The organism is Polaribacter marinivivus (genome assembly GCF_042651285.1).
Lineage (GTDB): Bacteria > Bacteroidota > Bacteroidia > Flavobacteriales > Flavobacteriaceae > Polaribacter > Polaribacter marinivivus.
This window is the reverse complement of sequence record NZ_JBHSCY010000001.1, coordinates 1,465,548-1,484,292: the sequence shown is the minus strand read 5'-3', so window position 1 is coordinate 1,484,292 and position 18,745 is coordinate 1,465,548. Positions and strand designations below refer to the sequence as shown.

The 18,745-nt window shown below is 27.0% G+C and carries 20 protein-coding genes; 11 read left to right on the top strand and 9 right to left on the bottom strand.

Annotated elements, in window-relative coordinates:
* The first annotated feature begins 99 nt into the window (after window positions 1–99).
* From ACFOWD_RS07020 to ACFOWD_RS06995, 6 genes are all read left to right on the top strand, one after another.
* On the top strand, window positions 100–1,335 hold the full coding sequence (locus tag ACFOWD_RS07020; protein ID WP_377409231.1) for a DEAD/DEAH box helicase: 1,236 nt from the start codon (window positions 100–102) through the stop codon (window positions 1,333–1,335).
* Window positions 1,336–1,480: 145 nt separating this feature from the next.
* Entirely contained in the window at window positions 1,481–1,888 is a 408-nt protein-coding gene (locus ACFOWD_RS07015; protein ID WP_377409229.1) for a carboxypeptidase-like regulatory domain-containing protein, read from the top strand.
* Between the two features lie 6 nt (window positions 1,889–1,894).
* A complete protein-coding gene (locus ACFOWD_RS07010) occupies window positions 1,895–2,917 on the top strand; it encodes a transglutaminase domain-containing protein (RefSeq protein ID WP_377409227.1) in 1,023 nt (340 codons plus the stop codon).
* Between the two features lie 29 nt (window positions 2,918–2,946).
* Window positions 2,947–3,462 (top strand): GNAT family N-acetyltransferase, encoded by a 516-nt coding sequence (locus ACFOWD_RS07005; RefSeq protein WP_377409225.1) that lies wholly within the window; start codon window positions 2,947–2,949, stop codon window positions 3,460–3,462.
* Between the two features lie 30 nt (window positions 3,463–3,492).
* Window positions 3,493–4,674, top strand: coding sequence for a nuclear transport factor 2 family protein (locus tag ACFOWD_RS07000; RefSeq protein ID WP_377409223.1), 1,182 nt, complete (start codon window positions 3,493–3,495; stop codon window positions 4,672–4,674).
* A 5-nt stretch (window positions 4,675–4,679) separates the two neighbouring features.
* Window positions 4,680–5,294 (top strand): TMEM175 family protein, encoded by a 615-nt coding sequence (locus tag ACFOWD_RS06995; protein WP_377409221.1) that lies wholly within the window; start codon window positions 4,680–4,682, stop codon window positions 5,292–5,294.
* Here ACFOWD_RS06995 and ACFOWD_RS06990 read toward each other — a convergent pair.
* Complete coding sequence (locus ACFOWD_RS06990; protein ID WP_377409219.1) at window positions 5,291–5,701, bottom strand: hypothetical protein; 411 nt, start codon at window positions 5,699–5,701, stop codon at window positions 5,291–5,293. The genes ACFOWD_RS06995 and ACFOWD_RS06990 overlap by 4 nt on opposite strands.
* The gene (locus ACFOWD_RS06985; protein WP_377409217.1) at window positions 5,688–6,272 is read right to left on the bottom strand and encodes an RNA polymerase sigma factor; all 585 of its coding nucleotides are present in this window, start codon (window positions 6,270–6,272) and stop codon (window positions 5,688–5,690) included. Before ACFOWD_RS06985 ends, ACFOWD_RS06990 begins: the two co-directional genes overlap by 14 nt.
* A gap of 139 nt (window positions 6,273–6,411) precedes the next feature.
* On the opposite strand from ACFOWD_RS06985, the gene ACFOWD_RS06980 reads away from it, so the two are divergent.
* Window positions 6,412–6,792 (top strand): DUF6249 domain-containing protein, encoded by a 381-nt coding sequence (locus ACFOWD_RS06980; RefSeq protein ID WP_298992392.1) that lies wholly within the window; start codon window positions 6,412–6,414, stop codon window positions 6,790–6,792.
* Window positions 6,793–6,877: 85 nt separating this feature from the next.
* On the opposite strand, the gene ACFOWD_RS06975 is transcribed toward ACFOWD_RS06980, so the two are convergent.
* Genes ACFOWD_RS06975 through ACFOWD_RS06955 form a run of 5 tightly spaced genes read right to left on the bottom strand, consistent with a single transcriptional unit; the run spans window position 6,878 to window position 12,230 of the window.
* The gene (locus ACFOWD_RS06975; protein WP_377409215.1) at window positions 6,878–7,906 is read right to left on the bottom strand and encodes a hypothetical protein; all 1,029 of its coding nucleotides are present in this window, start codon (window positions 7,904–7,906) and stop codon (window positions 6,878–6,880) included.
* 7 nt (window positions 7,907–7,913) lie between these two features.
* On the bottom strand, window positions 7,914–8,873 hold the full coding sequence (locus ACFOWD_RS06970) for a DUF6175 family protein (protein ID WP_377409213.1): 960 nt from the start codon (window positions 8,871–8,873) through the stop codon (window positions 7,914–7,916).
* Window positions 8,874–9,356 (bottom strand): hypothetical protein, encoded by a 483-nt coding sequence (locus ACFOWD_RS06965; protein ID WP_298992384.1) that lies wholly within the window; start codon window positions 9,354–9,356, stop codon window positions 8,874–8,876.
* 11 nt (window positions 9,357–9,367) lie between these two features.
* Window positions 9,368–9,907 carry a hypothetical protein gene (locus tag ACFOWD_RS06960; protein WP_298992382.1) on the bottom strand — a complete coding sequence of 180 codons (540 nt, stop codon included), beginning with the start codon at window positions 9,905–9,907 and terminating at the stop codon, window positions 9,368–9,370.
* Between the two features lie 4 nt (window positions 9,908–9,911).
* Entirely contained in the window at window positions 9,912–12,230 is a 2,319-nt protein-coding gene (locus ACFOWD_RS06955; protein ID WP_377409210.1) for a hypothetical protein, read from the bottom strand.
* 201 nt (window positions 12,231–12,431) lie between these two features.
* Between ACFOWD_RS06955 and ACFOWD_RS06950 the strand changes: the two genes are divergently transcribed.
* The 4 genes from ACFOWD_RS06950 to ACFOWD_RS06935 all read left to right on the top strand — a co-directional run bounded on the left by ACFOWD_RS06950 (window position 12,432) and on the right by ACFOWD_RS06935 (window position 16,586).
* Complete coding sequence (locus tag ACFOWD_RS06950) at window positions 12,432–13,769, top strand: hypothetical protein (RefSeq protein WP_377409208.1); 1,338 nt, start codon at window positions 12,432–12,434, stop codon at window positions 13,767–13,769.
* 4 nt (window positions 13,770–13,773) lie between these two features.
* The gene (locus tag ACFOWD_RS06945; protein ID WP_377409206.1) at window positions 13,774–15,099 is read left to right on the top strand and encodes a M28 family metallopeptidase; all 1,326 of its coding nucleotides are present in this window, start codon (window positions 13,774–13,776) and stop codon (window positions 15,097–15,099) included.
* Window positions 15,100–15,897: a M23 family metallopeptidase gene (locus ACFOWD_RS06940; RefSeq protein WP_377409204.1), complete on the top strand. Its 798-nt coding sequence runs from the start codon at window positions 15,100–15,102 to the stop codon at window positions 15,895–15,897.
* Window positions 15,898–16,001: 104 nt separating this feature from the next.
* Window positions 16,002–16,586: a hypothetical protein gene (locus ACFOWD_RS06935; RefSeq protein ID WP_377409202.1), complete on the top strand. Its 585-nt coding sequence runs from the start codon at window positions 16,002–16,004 to the stop codon at window positions 16,584–16,586.
* A gap of 206 nt (window positions 16,587–16,792) precedes the next feature.
* Here the strand turns inward: ACFOWD_RS06935 and ACFOWD_RS06930 are convergent, their stop codons facing one another.
* Together ACFOWD_RS06930 and ACFOWD_RS06925 are read right to left on the bottom strand one after the other, a co-directional pair.
* Window positions 16,793–17,521, bottom strand: a complete 729-nt coding sequence (locus ACFOWD_RS06930; protein WP_377409200.1) for a LytR/AlgR family response regulator transcription factor — start codon at window positions 17,519–17,521, stop codon at window positions 16,793–16,795.
* Entirely contained in the window at window positions 17,518–18,564 is a 1,047-nt protein-coding gene (locus tag ACFOWD_RS06925; RefSeq protein ID WP_377409198.1) for a sensor histidine kinase, read from the bottom strand. Before ACFOWD_RS06925 ends, ACFOWD_RS06930 begins: the two co-directional genes overlap by 4 nt.
* Window positions 18,565–18,745: the final 181 nt, after the last annotated feature.

Here is an 18,745-nt window from a genome sequence, read left to right as displayed (position 1 = left end):
AAAACCTCTCTGTTTATTCAGAGAGGTTTTTTGTTGACATAAAAGTTTACAACTAAAACTAGGCAGCTTTTATACTACCTTTACAAAAAAAATCAATCAATGCAATTCACAGAATTACCATTACATAAATCTATCTTAAAGTCACTTTCTGAAGCACGTTTTCAGAGACCAACTTTAGTACAACAAAAAACAATACCTTTAGTTTTAGCTAAGAAAAATGTAATTGTTGCTGCACAAACAGGTACAGGTAAAACTGCTGCATTTGCATTGCCAATAATCAATTTATTATTTAATAAACAAGATGCTGAAAAAGGAGCAAAAACTATAAAGGCTTTAGTAGTGACTCCTACTCGTGAACTAGCAATACAAATTGAAGAAAACTTTACCTTATTTAGCAAGTATACTAACTTAAGAACTACAGCAGTTTTTGGAGGTGTCTCTTTAGAACCTCAAAAAGAAAAGTTAGCAAAAGGTATAGACATTTTAGTTGCAACACCTGGTCGTTTATTAGATTTACAACTTCAAGGTCATTTAGATTTAAGTCATTTAGAAATCTTTGTTTTAGATGAAGCTGATTTAATGCTAGACATGGGTTTTATCAATGACGTTAAAAAGATTGAAAAACTTTGTCCTAGAAAAAAACAAACCCTTTTATTTTCTGCCACTATTCCAGAAAAAATTGATGATCTTGCAAAATCTGTAATTAAAAATGCTATTAAAGTAGAAATAAACCCAGAAGAAACTACTGCAAAAAATATTGGGCAATTATTATATTATTTGCCTAAAAAAAATAAAACAGACTTGTGTTTACATTTGTTAAGAAACACCATAAATGGTAAAATAATTATATTTAGACGAACTAAATTTGGAGTTGACAAATTAGAGCAAACTCTTCTTAAAAATGGATATAAAGCAACAAGCATTCATGGAGACAAAACACAGTCTATTAGAAACAAAGCCATTGAAGATTTTAAAACTAAAAAGGCTAGTATTTTAATTGCTACAGATGTTGCTGCTAGAGGCATAGATATTACCAACGTAGATGCCATTATTAATTTTGATATCCCAAATATTCCTGAAACTTATGTGCATAGAATTGGTAGAACTGGTAGAGCAGGTAAATCTGGAATAGCTTTTTCTTTTTGTTCTCCTGATGAAAATAGTTATATAAAAACCATAGAATCTTTAATAGAGAAACCTATAAAAGTTATTGAAGATCATCCCTACCCAATTCATAAACCAAAGCACAAAAAGAAACAAACTAATACAATTAGTAAACATAAAAAAAGCAGAAAATCTACAGCTTCTAAAAAAAATAAAAAGCGTTGGTATTAATTTTTTAAGTATTATATCTTTTCATTTTCAATTTTACTAAATAAAAAGTAACTTTAACCCAGTAAATGAATTACTTAGCTAAATAGCGTTTTTAAGTTTTTTTATTTACCTATAGTTTTGATATCAACATTAAAAACATATCATTATGAAAACGAGTACAACTGAAAAAATGACAACATCAACTAAAATTTTAATAACATTATTTTTTATTAGTTTTTTATGTACATCAACCATTAATGCTCAAAAAGTTGAAGTAAAAGGCGTTGTAAAAGGTAAAACTGAAGAAAAGGCAGAACCTTTAAATGGAGTAAATATTTATTTAAAAGATAAATCTGTTTATACCTCATCAAATAGAAAAGGAGAATTTACTTTTCCAAAAACATTAAACGTTGGTGATGTTATATACTTTTCTTACTTAGGTTATCTAAAACAAAAAGTTACCATCACAAAAAACTCTACAAATCTTACTATAGTGTTAAAAGAAGATGATAATGAAATGCTAGGTGCAGTTGGAACTAATAAGCGTTTTTCTTCTAAAAGAAAAGGGCAATAATTCTGTATGCAAAAAGCTTTTTTTTTACTTTTTGTTTTATCCACTATACTCAGTTTTAGTCAAAAATCTGACTTTAAACACATCAATTTTGCAAAAGCAGATAGAATTGCAAGTACTATTAAGAGTAAGCGATTATTTAATTTAAATAAGCTTACTCTTGATCTAACAAAAAATCTTGATACTGATATAGAAAAAGTAAGAGCCATTTATAAATGGATTTGTATAAATATTGCAAGTGATTTTAAATTATACTCAAAAAACGAACGCAAAAGAAAAAAATATAAAAAAGATTCTATAAAACTCGCAGAATGGAATTCTGAGTTAAAACGTGATTTATTTTCTAAACTCTTAAAAAGAAAAAAAACCATTTGTACTGGTTACGCATATTTGTTTAAAGCTATGTGTGATGTTGTAGATATAGAATCTAAGATGGTTTATGGTTTTGGTAGAACTGTAGATGTAACAGAATTTGACCCTAATTATCCTAATCATACTTGGAATGCATTTAAAATAAATAATAAATGGTATTTATGTGATGCTACTTGGGCTGCAGGTATTTCTTATCCTGATGAAAATAGATTTATTTTTAAATATAATGATGGTTATTTTTTAACAGAACCAGAACTATTTATCAAAAATCATTTTCCAATTCAAAAAGAGTTTTCACTTCTTGGTGATAAAACACCAACTTTTCAAGAGTTTATAGAAATGCCTTTATTGTATGGTGGTGCTTATACATATTTAAATAAATACATATCTCCTAAAAAGATGTATTACAGCTTACAAAGAGGTGAAACTTTTAACTTTAATTATGTTTTTAAAAAAGAAGTTGACCCAAAAAATCTAAAGTTAGTTTTTGTTTCTGGAGTTTCAGAGAAAACATATAACCCTTTCATTAGTCAGAAAAACGACAGCACTACTTTAAGATACACTTTTAATAAAGCAGGTTATTTTGATGTTCATCTGTATTACAAAGAAGACATTATAGCAACTTATATTTTTGAAATTAAAAAAGATAATCAAAACTAATAAACTGTATTTAAGCAAAGTAGTACAATATGATTTCTATTAGAAAAGCTACCCAAAAAGATGCAAACTTATTATCAAAATTAAGTATAGAAACTTTTTTACCTGCACATGGGCATTCTGCTCCAAAAAATGATATAGATAGTTACATTTCAGAAAATTTTACAGTAAAAAACTTTGCTAAAGAACTTTCAGAAAACACTCACCAGTATTATTTATTAACTTATAATAATGATGTGGTTGGTTATTCTAAAATTGTTTTAAATCTACCTTGCGAAAATATTGATGCAGAAAATATTACTTATTTAAGTAGAATATATTTTTTAAAAACACATTATGGTTTAGGTTTAGCCAAACAACTTTTAGATTTTAATATTCAATTATGTAAAAAAAATAATCAAACAGGAATTTGGTTGAAAGTTTGGGTTGAAAATAAAAGAGCTATACAATTTTATAAAAAAATGGGGTTTACAATTGTTGGTAAAAGTGATTTTAGAATATCTGCAGCACATAGTAATCCAAATCATCATATGTATTTGGCTTTATAGAATTTATTATATTTGAGAAAATAGTTTTTTATGAAAATTTTTATTCTCATTATATTTTTTATCTCTTCTTCAGTTTTATCACAAACCAATACAGAAATTCATGTTTTTGATATTGTAAAAAAAGGGGAATCCTATATTTTAAAAAATGGTAAAAATATATCTAACAACACTGGTTATGATAGCCAGCCTTTTTTTTATGAAAATGATAAAGTACTTTTTGCTTCAGAAAAGAATGGACAAACAGAAATTGTTTTAAGTAATCTAAATTCAACAAATAAAAATTTAAATTATAGATCAAACACACTTAATGGAGGAGAATATTCACCACAAAGAATTCCAAATTCTAGTCAAATTTCAGCTGTTCGTTTAGACAATGATGGGTTACAGCGTTTTTATAAATATGATAGTAAATCAAAAAAAAGCACTGAACTAATTCCTGATTTAAAAGTTGCATATCCTGCATGGTTTGATGAAAATACGGTTGTGGCTTCAGTTATTGTAAATGATAGTTTACATCTCATTATATCTGATTTAAAAAGTAAAACAAATACAACTGTCGCAAAAAACGTAGGACGTTCTGTACATAAAATTCCTGGTACAGAATTAATGAGTTTTATAAGTAAGGAGAATGATAAGTATTGGTTATTGAAATCTTTAAACCCAAAAACAAAAGAAATAAAAACCATTACTTCTGTTGGCAAGACAGAAGATGTTACCTGGTTACCTAATGGAACTTTGCTATTACCCAACCAATCTACTATTTATCAATTTAATCCCAAAACAGATAAAAACCCTAAATTATTCTTTAGTTTTTCTGATGAAAACATCAATAACATTTCTAGAATGGCTGTTAATAGTGAAGGAACAAAAATTGCAATTGTGGCAGAAGTTTCACCTAGATATTTAGCTGAAGAACAACTTATTGGATACAATAATAGAGATATTAATGCTTTTTTAAAACCATTTGCTAAAAACGTAAAAGTCTATCGATTTCCAAATACTTTAAGTTATGAGGGTTTAGAAAAAATGAGAGAAAACTATGATTCGTTTTTTAAAAATACACCAGATTTACATTGCAAAATTTTAAAACGAATTGTATTTAAAGACAAAGTTATAGATCATGAATTAATAACTGCAAATGGAAGAACATTTAAAGCAGTAGCTATTTATAGTATTAAAAACGGTAAAATTGTAAGTGTAACTTTTATGTAACTACTATGAAATTTCTTCATTCAAAAAATAGGTTAGAAAGTGTTAGTGATGGAGTATTTGCTTTTGCAGCTACTTTAATGGTAGTAACAATTGGCAACAATGCAACAATTACTTCTTTTCAAGATGAACTACCCAACTTAATAAGTTTTGCTGTAAGTTTTTTTGTAATGATGGCAATTTGGAAAGTACACTATAATTACTTTAGAAGAACAGATTTTATTGATAATTGGATTATTGCCTTTAATATGGTGCTTTTATTTACTGTACTTTTCTATATTTTTCCTATTCGTTCTTTAATAAATACAGGTACAGGTGGTGTTAGAATAAGTATTGAAAAATTTGCAAGTATATTTCAAATGTATAGCTCTGGTTTTCTATTAATATTTTTATGTTTCTGTTTTATGTATTTAAGAGCATATAAAAAAACAAATGATTTAAAATTACTTTTCTACTCTCGACATTTTTTTGTTTTTGTGTTGGTAGCCTTAATTTCTTTTATTTTTGCGACTTTAAGAATAGGCTTACTTTTTGGTTTTCCTGGTTTTATTTATGCTTTTTTAGGCCCTCTATGTTACTTTCACTCCAAATGGTTTCATAAAAAACACAACCTGAAATACTAATGTATTCTACTTTCAAAATATTTTTTTAGATAAATAAACTGAATAAAAATCATAAGACCAAATAAGCAAATGATAGAAAAAGTAGTATTAGAAATAGAAACGCTTTCAATCAAATTTGATAACTGAAATTTATTTAAAAAAGTAACATCTAATTCTGGTACACTTAAAATACTTTCTTCATTAGAATTAAAAGGAATAGATAAAATTGCAACAAGAAGCAAACCAATTAAAAACCAAACTTTTTTAGAAATTAAAGGTGTAAAAGGTTGTACTTTATATACATTCAATACTTGAATTTTTTTCATTAATTCACTAGTAAATTCTGGTGATAATTTTTCTGTATCAATATCTTTTATATATTTTTTAGAAAAATCATCTAACTCTTTTATGTGTTTATTTTCTCCCATAATTTTCTATCATTTCTGGTTCTATATTTTTCTCTACAATTGTCAATAATTTTTTTCTTGCTCTATGTAGTTTTACTTTTAAATTGGCTTCAGATAAATTAGTAACTTCAATTATTTCTTTTAAAGATAACTCATCATAATAAAACATCCAAAGAATACTACGTTCTTCGTCTGCTAATTTCATTAGACATTTGTCCATGATTACTGAACGTTCTTTTCTTTCTATACCTTGTAAAATTGTTTCTACTGATTGTATTTGATTGTAAGTAACTTCGTTTATTTCAAAAGTGTAATTGTTTTTTTTATTCTTTTTAATAGCATCTAAAGTTGTATGATAACAAATTCTATATAACCAAGTAGAAAATTTAGAATCGCCTTTAAAATTTGATAAATTTTTAAAAGCTTTTATAAATGTATCTTGACTTACTTCTTCTGCTTCTTCTTTATTCTTTGTCATTTTATATGCTAAACTAAACACCATATTTTTATAATTATCAACAAGATATGCAAAAGCACTTGCATCTCCATTGATGACTTTATCTATATATAGTTGGTCTTTAGTTGTAGTCATTTTCTATTTGACATATATTTTTAAATAAAGGTTACAATATTTATTAAAAAAATTATTTTTATTTTTTTGTAACCTCTTTGTAAAATGATTCGTCAAAGCTACAAACAATATAAAATTAACCATTTAAAAATCAAATCATATGGAAGTAGCAGTTTTAGCAGTAATTTTTGGAAGCATCTTTGGAGTTTTCTATTTGTACTTTTCTACAAGAAATAAAGAAAGATTAGCATTAATAGAAAAAGGAGCAGATGCAAGTATTTTTATGAAAGGAAGAAGCAAAAATGCAGCTCCTTTCTGGAAAGTTTTAATTTTAAACCTTGGTTTATTAGCAATGGGTATAGGAGTAGGTGTTTTATTAGGTGCAGTTTTAGCTTTAAACTTTGCTTATGATGGGCCTTATAATACTAGACCAGATATGTATATAAGTCCTGAAACATTTTATGTAGCATCTATATTTTTATGTGCAGGAGCTTCTTTATTAATTGGTTTTAATATTACAAAAAAATTAGATCAAGAATAATTTACATTAAAAATAATTTGAAAAAAACCATCTTAGAATTAAGCTAAGATGGTTTTTTTATATAATGATTTTAATTTATGTTTTTTTATTTAAACCACTCTTTTATATTATAAATATCTGTCTTTTTTTGATTCTTAGCTCTTTCTATGTTTACCTGTTTATAAGCTTCTATTTCTTTAAGTTTATAAGCTGTTAAATCACGTTGCTTTTGAAGTATAAAGTCCCACTCCTTTTCTGCTTGCTTTCTTTTATATTCTTTATTTTCTTTAATCTCATCCTTTATTTCATTTTCATCTTTTCTTAATTCTTTTTTGATATCAGAAACTAATCTTTCTAAATCTGAATAGCATGAAGATGCAGGGTCTATTTTACGTAAAAATACTGCAGCTTCATTAGCAGCATCATAATCTTCTCCTTTATTCCAAGCTATTTGGGCATTCTTCATTAATTCTTTACAGTCTGTATTGATTATTTTCTCGAAAATTGGTTTTACTTTTCTAGCAGCTTTTTTGTAACAAGACTTACTCACAGTTGGAACTGACATTGCCATACCTAGAGCTTTATCAAGTTCTCTTGCATCTTCATATTTTTCAATATCAGCTATAATAAAATTACAATTATTATCATAGTAGTCAATAATTCTAGATTTAGCATCTTCTAGTAAGTTTGTAATTTCTTTATTGTTTGCTTTAATATTTTTAATTGCAGAAATATATGCCTTAGTTTCATTGATGCCAACTCCTTGTACAGTAATATTTGTACTTGAATATTTTGTACCATCAATTCCATCTCCAACAAATAGTGCTACATCTAGAGTTAACGCAATTCTTGTTGGTGCTCCAGCAACAACCTCTTTTGTTAAAACAGAAATATTAGGTACAATAATAAATCTATTGGTAAATCCTGTTGAGCCTGCAAAACCATTTCTAGTAACAATTTGGGCTAGTTTACTCTGCAGGTTGTTTCTAACAATTAAAGAAATGTTTTCTATTTGTTGAGGAACATAAGGAACAATCTTAACTCTTTCACTATCTGAAAGATTATTTCTCTGTGCATTTACTTGTGTTATCGAAATAATACAAGCAAAAACAAAAATATTTAATAATTTCTTCATATCTATTTTATTTACTTCCAAGAATTAATGTAGCTTCTCCCAATCCTCTTGTTGTTAATTTATTTTCAATACCAAACTTATCTCTTAAAAACCTACTTAGATTGCTTGCAAAACGTCTGGTATCCATGGCTCTTTGCCTGCCATTTCTATCGTAATACAAAGGAATTCGTACTTGTTCAAAAACCATCATATTTTCTGTAGCATCTGTTGTAGAAAATCTTCCTTTGACAGTATTATCTGCAAGCCAGTCTTCAATAATAATACCCAATTCTTCATCATCTTTTCCAAAATAAGATTCAAGATCAAACTCCCAATCATCCCATCTTTTTATACGAATAGAAGCTTCTCTTCCGTTTGCAAAAAGATCATCAAAATGCACTTGTAGTGAGTTGGTAAATTTATCCATGTATGAAATTACTGCTTCTTCTAATAAAACTACAACTTCTGATGAAAATGTTTGAGCACCTGTACCAGCAGCAGTTGCAATTTGTTTATTGGTATAAGAATCTAAACCTTGCATATTAAAGGTTAGTGTTTTCTTTGGACCTACTTTATTGACGGTCCATGTTAACTGAATGACAATATCTGCCTTAGCTTGGTTTAGAAGCTGATCTACAAGTGATTCTGCAATTTGTGAACCACCTTCTTTAGAAGATCTCATATTGTCTATAGCAGTAGTGCTATTAATATTCTTTAATACGGTTTCTGCATTTTTTAGTGGAAAACCTCTTTCCGCCATTAAACCGTTTATTTTACTAATAACAAGTAAAAGGTCTGTATCTCTTTGAAATGCAGATTTAAAATCAGGTACTACTTCTTTAATTCCTTGGTTATCATATTCTATAACATAACCATTATCTATGCACCAAGCATCACTTGGTAAAACCATTAGTGTTGGCTTTTTTGCTTGAGAATATGTTGTAAAACAAATTACAACCATTAATATGGTAAGCGTTAATTTTTTCATCTATTTATTTTTTAATTTTCTAACAAAAAGTTTTCTTAGTTCTCTTGTATCTACAGTAAAATACAAACCATATGCTTTTTGTCCTTGCCCTATTTCTTTTTCGTCTAATTTTTCTGCTTTAGCACGTGAGACAAATTTTCTAAATTTACCTTTGTCTTTAAAAAATCTATACATTTTTCTTTCTGCATCTTCTTTAGCGTTTGGATTAGAAATAATTGGATTGATACTACAATCATCTGTACCTCGAATTCCTTTAAACAATAAATCGTCTACAGCTTTCTTTCTAGCGTCAAGTTCAGCTTCTTTTTGATTAAGCCCTTTACCCCAAGCTCTAACAAGCATTTCTCCTCCTGCATCTTTTCTAATACATTCTGTATCATAACTATAATATCCAGATATTACTTTGGGTACTTGTCTTGATCCACAAGAAACTAATGTTGTAATAGTTAAACTTAAAAAAGTTATATATAATATTCTTTTCATAATAATCACCTTTAAAATCCTGCGTTTAGTTTTCTAATTATACCTGCAGCTTCTAACTCTTTTCTTAATAAGTCTTTATTAACAGAAATAACCAAACCAACTTTTAGATACTTTTTCTTTCCTATTCTTACTTGCATTCTATCTCCAGATTCAACAGCACCTCCAGTGGTTAAGTTTACAAACTTTTTGTACTTTCCACCTTCTTTAAAAAATGAATCGAAATATTCACTTTTTTGCTCCTCTACATTGGCATCTTTAATAAGTGCAGGTTGTGAAACACAATCTCTACTTTTAGAGTTTATTCCTTTAAAAATAATACCATGTAAGGCATTCTTTTTTGCTAATTCTAAATCTAGACCTTTTCTTTTTTTCTTTCTGTAAAATGAAAAGACTTTGACCAAATATTCTCCTTGATTTCCAACGCCTACGCATTCAAGATCATAATTCCATTTCATATTTTGTTTCTCGCTTGTTCTTCTTTTTCCTTGAGAAAAAACAATTGTTGAAACAAAAAGCAATATCACTAAAAGATTTAATTTATTATTTGCCATTATTTTAATTTATTTGTCTTATTAACATTCCTGAAGCGTATTTACCTTTTTTACCTTTAAATATTGTGTAATTTGGTTTTTCTACTTTTTCTTCTTCTTTCTTAGATTTTTTATTTTTCTTATCCTTTTTATCTTTTTTCTTACTAGAGAAAACAGAAAACATATTTTTTGTGTTACTTTTTTTCTCTGGTTTTTTTTCAGCTGCTTCTTCTTGTTCGTTAGCTAAATAGGCATTATCCCAAATATTTCTTGGGTCTACAGTAATTGTACCTACTCTTTTGTATGAAGTAAATCCATCTTCATCTACCAGCTGCTCTAAAACTTCAAATTTATCACCCCTCTCAAGACCTTCTTTAGTTCCTATTTTTGCAGAAATCGGATCTCCAGACAATAGTGGAGTTTTAACTCTAAATTCTTCAAATTTTCTTTGAAGTTTACCTATATTTTTATCTACGGCTCTTGTTGTAGCTATTTCAATTAATTGATCATTACTTTTAGATGTAAAAATAGTTGATTGTAAATTTGTTCTACTGATTTCACTACCAACGTATTTTAATTTAAATAAGTTCGATTTTTCAAAGGCTTCTTTTTTTGATTGATCTGGATTATCTTTATCAACCCACATTTCTGTATAAAATGTATTAGCTGTCTCATCATCCCAAACTAATTTGTATAAATACGAAGTTGTTCTTACAAAGTACCCTTTACCTACAACATCTGAAGCCATTTTAACACCATCAGTAATTAATGAAACATCATCTGCACCAGCTATTGATGCTATAGAAGAAATAGCTTTTAAAAAACCACCTCTCTTTTTTGCTGTCTTTTCTTTATTGGTGTATTTATAATCATAGACAATAACAAATGTGTTACCTATTAATTCTTCTCCTGCATCTTTTAAAATTGCGGCTCCTCTTTTAGAATTTTTTGCGATTTGCACATTTAAGTCTGATGCATTATACTGCCCTCTTTCTGCTACTAAATCCATATTAAAATTACCATTAGAATCTCTATTAAACCATTTAGCAATTAATTCTTTGGCAACATTATTTTCATTTAAATAGGCTTCAATTCTAGGTACTTGATCTTTTTCAGATTCTTTACCAGAAATCAAATAAGGACCAATGTTATGGTCATTAAATTTTGTTGATAATTCTGTATTTCCAAAAGCATTTCTAATGATGTTATTTCTTTCTCTTCCAGGATCGTTAATCATCATTGTATAAAGAGAACTCCTTCTATATTTTAGATCTTCAAAACTGTTATAATCATCTTGTAAATCTTTTACTTTAGTCTTTACTCCTACTGATTTTATAGTATTCGTATTATTTGAAACTAGTTGAGTTGAATCGTTCTTTTTACTTTCTAATATTTCTTTATAGGCTATATCTCTTAAACTATTTCCGACAACTACAGGTTTATTTGTAATACTAATGTTATCAATTTTATCTGGTACAGTTCCAGATGTTAATCCTAAAGTAGCTAAACCTTTTTGATGTCTTTCATTAGAAACTGTAATTGAATTTAGTTGCTGAGAAGAAACAGAAATATCTTCTGTAAAATAAGAATCTAAAAAGCCATTATAATTATACTCTTCGTAAACAGTCGAAATAATAGACTTCATACCATTTCCTAAATCAGAAACTATTATAGTATTCATAGAAGTTAAAAAGCCATTTATATTTTTGTAATCTAAATGAAAAGATTCTGTTTTTGTTCCTGCTCCTGTACCAAAAGTTGCGTATAATAACCCAGTTTTAGTATCAAAATACATTTTAGATTTTATTATTTGATTGTTAGCTTCTGTAAAACTTTCAATTACATGATATTGCTTTCCTCTAAGTGAATCTGTGGTCACTTTTGGTAAATATTGTATACTCTCAGCTTCTAATCCATTTAACATTGAACTAGAGAGATTCTTATATATTTTATTTAAATTATCATCAAAATTTGTTTTAGAATTTAAGGCTTTTAAATAAGTATATCCTTTTTCACCATCAAAATAAATTTTAGTTAGTAAATCTTTTTCATCGCCAGTTAACATTAAATATTTACCATCTTTATTAACAGCCATAATATTTTTAGTGGTCATTTTTGTGGTCTTTCCAGAAACTTCTGTAGAAATTTTAGAAGAGAATTTCATCAACTTATTATTGACTTTCTTTAATTTTTCTTTACCACCTATAGCTGCATAGTATTTATCTAATACTTTTTGATAAGTTAATTTTGAGTTTTTTTGAGTTTTTGATTGAGCAACTGTAGTAGCTTGCATAAAGGTAACAACAAGCATTGCTACAGCAATCTTATTAATTGTAGGTCTCATAGGTATTTTTGGTTAGTATGCAATAATAACAAATTACTTGTTAAAATCATAAAGTTTTCACAATAATTATCATTTAAACACACTAAAAACACCTATAAAGTGCAAAAAATATAATTTAGTTTAAAAGTCAATATTAATATTAAATTAAGATGGTTTTTTTATTTTTAAAAAGCTCACTATCTTTAAAGGGTAAATTTATATATGAGCAAAGAGCTACATAATTCTACTTTTAAAGAACTATTAGATAAGTTACAGCAAGAAAGTTGGCAACTAGAACTATTAATCTCTGGTTTTGCTATTTTAGGTCTATTTTCAGCTACAGATACTTTAGCTCTAAAATTTCAAATAGCACAGCATGAACAACATTTAACAGAAACTTTTATATGGTTTGCTATAAATATTTCTTGTTGGATTTTAATTACAAACTTATTAATACATGTTATACTTCGTGGCTTATGGATTGGTGCACTAGGATTACGTTATGTATCTGGAGATATAGATTATGATGAGCTTAACTACTCAAATAAATTTACAAAATATCTTCAAAAAAAAATAGGCTCTTTTGATGACTATATAGCAACTCTTGAAGATTATTGTAGTATTGTATTTGCAGTTTCTTTTTTATTTATTTTTTATTTTTTAGCAAGTTTTTTATGTGTTGTATTAATTCTAATATTAGTCTTACTTTTTTTAGATAACGATTTAGACGGGATTTGGGAAAACATATCTAGTATAACTGGAATAGGGCTTATTTTATTTACCTTAATTGGTATGTTTTTTACATTTTTAGATTTTATTACTCAAGGCTTTTTGAAACGTAAAAAATGGACTAGTAAAATTTATTTTCCTTTTTATAGAGTTTTTAATATTATAACGCTCTCTTTTTTATATAGACCTTTAGTTTACAACTTTTTAGATAATAAATTTGGTAAAAAATTAAGTTTAATTTTATTACCTGTTTATATTGGTATTTTATACTTAACCTCTTATTCTTATGTAGATTCTAATTATATAAATCTAGATAAAAGGTCTTCTGAGTTTGTTGCTAATGCTGGTAATTATGAAGACTTAATAAAAAAAGAAAATGATTTTATTAATAGAGCAACAATTCAATCTAAAGTAATCACTGACAACTATTTAAAAATATTTATCATTTTTAATGATAATATTGAAGATAGGTTATTTGATTTTAACCCAGGTCTTAAACCAAAAGATGATCATAGAGGGTTAAACTCTGGTATAAAATTTTCAAGTAATTTTAACGCCTTTGATTTCAGAAAAAAAGACAGTTTAACTAAAGTATATTTTAAAACATTTAACGAAATATATTTAACAAAAATTAATGATACTTATTACAAAACAAAATACGTAGTAACTTCAAATAAAAATAAAAAATTAGGATTCGAAACCTATGTAAATATCGATAGCTTAAAAGAAGGGAAACACCTTTTAAGAATAAACCGTAAATACATTAACAGAAAAAAAGATACAGTATTAAGAAATGAAGTACAAATACCTTTTTGGAAATTTAAAAAATAAAAAAATGAAACAAATTACATTAATTGCATTACTTTTTTCAACCATTATTTCTGCTCAAACAGATCAAAAAATATATGATATTATAGATGCTATCTCTGCAGATAGAATAAAAGCAGATGTAAAAACCTTAACAGAGTTTGGTACAAGAAATACTTTTTCTGATACCATTTCTGATACTAGAGGAATAGGTGCAGCAAGAAGGTGGATAAAATCTGAATTCGATAAAATTTCATCTGACTGTAACAATTGCTTAAATGTATTTTATCAAAAAGACTTAGTGACAACAAAAATGAGTAGAAGAGTGCCTCATGATGCTTATGTTGTAAATGTTGTAGCCATACAAAAAGGCACAAAATATCCAAATAGATATATTATAATGAGTGGAGATATAGACTCTAGAAATAGTGATGGCTCTAATTTTACTAAAGATGCTCCAGGTGCAAATGATAATGCTTCTGGTATGGCTGGCACTATGGAAGCTGCAAGAGTTTTAAGTAAATATCAATTTGAAAGTAGTATTATTTATGTTGGCCTTTCAGGAGAAGAACAAGGACTTTTTGGTGGTGCAGGATTAGCAAAATATGCTCAAGAAAAAGGTTGGGATATTATTGGTATTTTAAATAATGATATGATAGGTAATATTACTGGTGTAGATGGTGTTACTGATAATAGAGCTTTTAGAATTTTTTCTGAACCAGTACCAGCTAACGAAACTGAAAGACAACGTAGAATGCGTCGTTTTTATGGTGGTGAAGTTGATGGCATCTCAAGACAACTTGCAAGATATATTCATAAAACAACAAAAACCTATATGCCAGAAATGAATCCTATGATGATTTATAGATTAGATAGATTTGGTAGAGGAGGTCATCATAGACCATTTAATGATTTAGGTTTTGCTGGAGTAAGAATAATGGAAGCTCATGAAAATTATACGCAACAACATCAAGATATTAGAACAGAAAATGGCATTAAATATGGAGATACTTTTGAACATGTAAATTTCCCTTATGCAAAAAAGTTAACAGCTGTAAATGCAATAAATTTAGCTAGTTTGGCTTGGGCACCTCCTGCTCCAAAAGAAGTAGCTATTGGTGGTATAGTTGAGCCTTCTGCAAAATTTAAATGGAGTAAGGTTGATGGTGCTAAAGGTTACAAAATTTATTGGAGAGATACTACATCTCCAACTTGGGACAATTCTAGGTATGTAGAAGTAACAGAATTTACTTTAGAAGGTATTGTTATTGATAATTTCTTTTTTGGAGTTTCTGCAGTTGGAGAAAATGGACATGAAAGTGTTGTTGTTTTTCCTAATAAAGTATTTAGATAAATGATTTTTAGGGTACTTGTTTTATCTTTAGTTTTTGTTTCTTGTGGACAAAGCCAAAAAAAACCAAGTTATATCTCTTTTAAAAAATTAAATGATAGTATTTATGTTAATGTAAAAAATACATTAGCATGTCCTACACATCTAAAAGTAACAAATCTTATTAGCAAAAAACAAAAAGTTTTAGACTTAAAAGCTTATCAAGAAAAAACATTTTTATCATTTAGTTCTTTAGAAAAAGACAGCATTCAAATACTAAAAGAATTTGATTTTAGCCTTAAATATGGAACTTCTTACCCTTTAAAAAGTTATGACACTTTATACAATTATGCCTTACCTTTTTTGAAAGGAAAACGTTACAAAATATTACAAGGACAAAATACAAACTTTACACATAAAGGAACAAGATCTAAGTATGCTATAGATTTTAAAATGAATGTTGGTCAAACAATTTGTGCTATGAGAGATGGTGTTGTAGTAGCAATTAAGCAAGATTCAAATAAAGGTGGCAGAAGTAAAAAATATTTAAATGATGGCAACTATGTGATGTTATATCATAAAGATGGATTATTTACACAATATGTTCATCTAAAAAAAGATGGAGTAATTGTAAAAAAAGGCGACTCTGTAAAAAAAGGACAACCCATAGCATACTCTGGAAATACAGGAATGAGCACTGAGCCTCATTTACATTTTGGAGTATTTAAAGCCACTGAAAAGGGTTTTGAATCAATTCCTTATCTCTTAAATTCTATATCTACTAAAAAATATATTAAGGGTAAATACGCCTTAAATAAGTAACAGTTTCTATTTCTTAATCTTTTGTTAAATACAATGTTAAATAATAGCTTTTACTTCTTTATTAATAGTAAAACTATTATATTTAAGGTATAAAACTATTAATTATGAAACTACTTTCAATTTTAGTAACATTATTTATCTCGAGTTTAACTTTTTCACAAAATGATAATTTTATAAACTCTAATTCTAACCTAGATTTTCTTAGTAAAGAAAAGTCTAAAGTGAATAATGATAAAGTCAATATAAATACCATTTTCCCTGAAATTATCTTGATAAAAAATTGGGAACATAAAGAAGTTTCTGAAGGTAAATTTTTAGTGAATTCTAAAACAAAGCAATATTTTATTAAAATCAATGAAAGTTTAACAAAACAACCTAAAGATAAAAACATCCATTTATCTGCTGATACTAAACAAAATTTTATAAAAGAAGTTATTGTAAAAAAATTAAACGAAGAAATTTTAAAATTATCTCTTTTAGAAGAGTCTTTAACTTATGGTGACAGAAATATAGAATTATACAGAAACTATGAAGAGTTACTAAATAAATTAATTATTAATGTTGATGTTAATGAACAAGTAACACTACAAATTGGTAAAAACATTTATCCTTATTTAAACAAAATTTTAAAAACGGAACTAGACAAAACATTACAGAATAGCTTAAACCTATTTGCTGTAAATTTTTAAAAAGATTATTTGAATTTTAATTTGGTTGATTGATTGAATTGGCATCTTAATGTATTTTAAGGTGCCATTTCTCTTTTATTAGTTTTTTGAATTCTTAAAAGATTTATAAATAAAATACACTGAAAACCACAATTTCTTTATTTCATTTTTTTTTAAAATCAATTATATTTTTTTTAAAAAAAGTTAAGATTAAATAAGTAAAGAAATCAATACATCAATTTTTTAATGGTTTCCATATAACCTCTACTTACTCTTACTACATCTTTATTTTGCATAGTAATGTCATAACTTTTACCATATTTATGCATTTCTTCTATCTTATTAATGTTAATAATCGATGAACGATGTACGCGTAAAAAAATGGCATCATCTGATTTGTCTTCTAATTGAGAAATACCGTAATTACTTAAAAAGGTCTTATCATCAGTAATAATTTTAGAATAATCACCAAAGGCTTCTATTCTAATAATATCACTTACAGCAATAGTTACTAATTTATTTTGTGATTGTACTAATATTTTAGATGGATATTTTTCTGCATCCATTAACAAACTATTTGTTAACTCTTTTGCAGTATTATCGTTAGTATTTGATGGTAGTTTTTCAATAGCTTTTTTAAATCGTTCTTTAGTATAAGGTTTTAATAAATAATCAACTGCATGAACTTCAAATGCTTTTAAAGCATATTCATCATAAGCTGTAGAAAAAATTATATGAGGTAATTCATCTAAATGTTTTAGTACATCAAAACCTGTTAAACCTGGCATTTGTATATCTAAAAAAACCAAGTCTGGTTTAAACTCATTAATCATTTTTACAGCATCAACACCATTATTTGCTTCACCCAAAACAATTAATTCAGAAAAATCTTTAATGTATTCATTAATAAGAGATCTTCCTGCTTTTTCATCATCTACAATAATTACTTTTTTCATAACTCAAAGCTTATTTTTAATCCCTTAGGAGTATTATCTGATATCTTTAAAGTGCTTTCGTACATTTTTTCTAATCGAAGTTTAGTATTTGTTAAACCAATACCTTTATTAAAAACAGCTTCTTTATTTTTAATTCCAACACCTGTATCTGAAACTTCAAAATACAATTTATCTTCTTTTTTCTTAACTATTATTTTTATTTCTCCTCCATCTATTAAACTAGACAAACCATGTTTTATAGAATTTTCTATGAGTGGTTGTAATAACATTGGCGGAATTTTTTCATTTAGTATAGTAGTATCAATATCAAATATTACTTCTAATCTATCTTCAAAACGTTCTTTTTCTAACTGAAGATATTTTTTTATAAAGTTCAACTCTTCTTCTAAAGTTACTTTTTCTACTTTACTTGCTTTTAATTGATATCTAAATAAATCAGACAACTCAGCAATCATATTTCTTGTTTTCTCTTGTTCTGCTGGTACAGAGGCGCTTATGGTATTAAAAACATTGTATAAAAAATGAGGATTTAATTGTGCTTTTAAAGCAGATAATTCACTTTTTAAAGCTACTTGTTTCAACTCTGCTTCTAATTTAATTTTCTTTTGATTGTCTATAAAATAACGATAGGCAAAAAACATTCCGAATTGAAATAATAAAAACAATGTTGGTATATACCAATCCCAAACAGAACCAGTTCCATTTAAATGAAAAACACCAATACTATCTAAAAAAGAATAACGTGTTTCTCTAACAAAATAAACAACTATAGGTATCAAAATTAAAACCGTTAACATCTGCAAATATTGAGGCTTATTTTTTAATAATTTAATGCCTACAAACCAAATACCAATAGATGCTAAAAAATAAAAAGTGTATTGCATACCAGCCATATACCAGTAATCTGAAAGATTTGCCCAACCCCAAAAACCTTCTTTTGCATAGTCTCCAACATTATACCAAAGCACAATTCTATAGAGAAACGAAAAAAACAAATAAAATATAAAAATGGTTAAAGCTTCTTTCTTAGTGATGTTCTTCATGATGTAAGAATTTACTCAAAAATACTATTAATCTGAGGTTTTTAATGTTCAAAATCGACGAATTGACCTATTTAAAGTTGAATTGTCCAAGACCATTTAACGGATTATAGTGCAACTAAAAGACTTCTTATTGCAAAAACTTTACTTCTGAAATAGTTTTGTAGTGTCAAAATTAAAATCA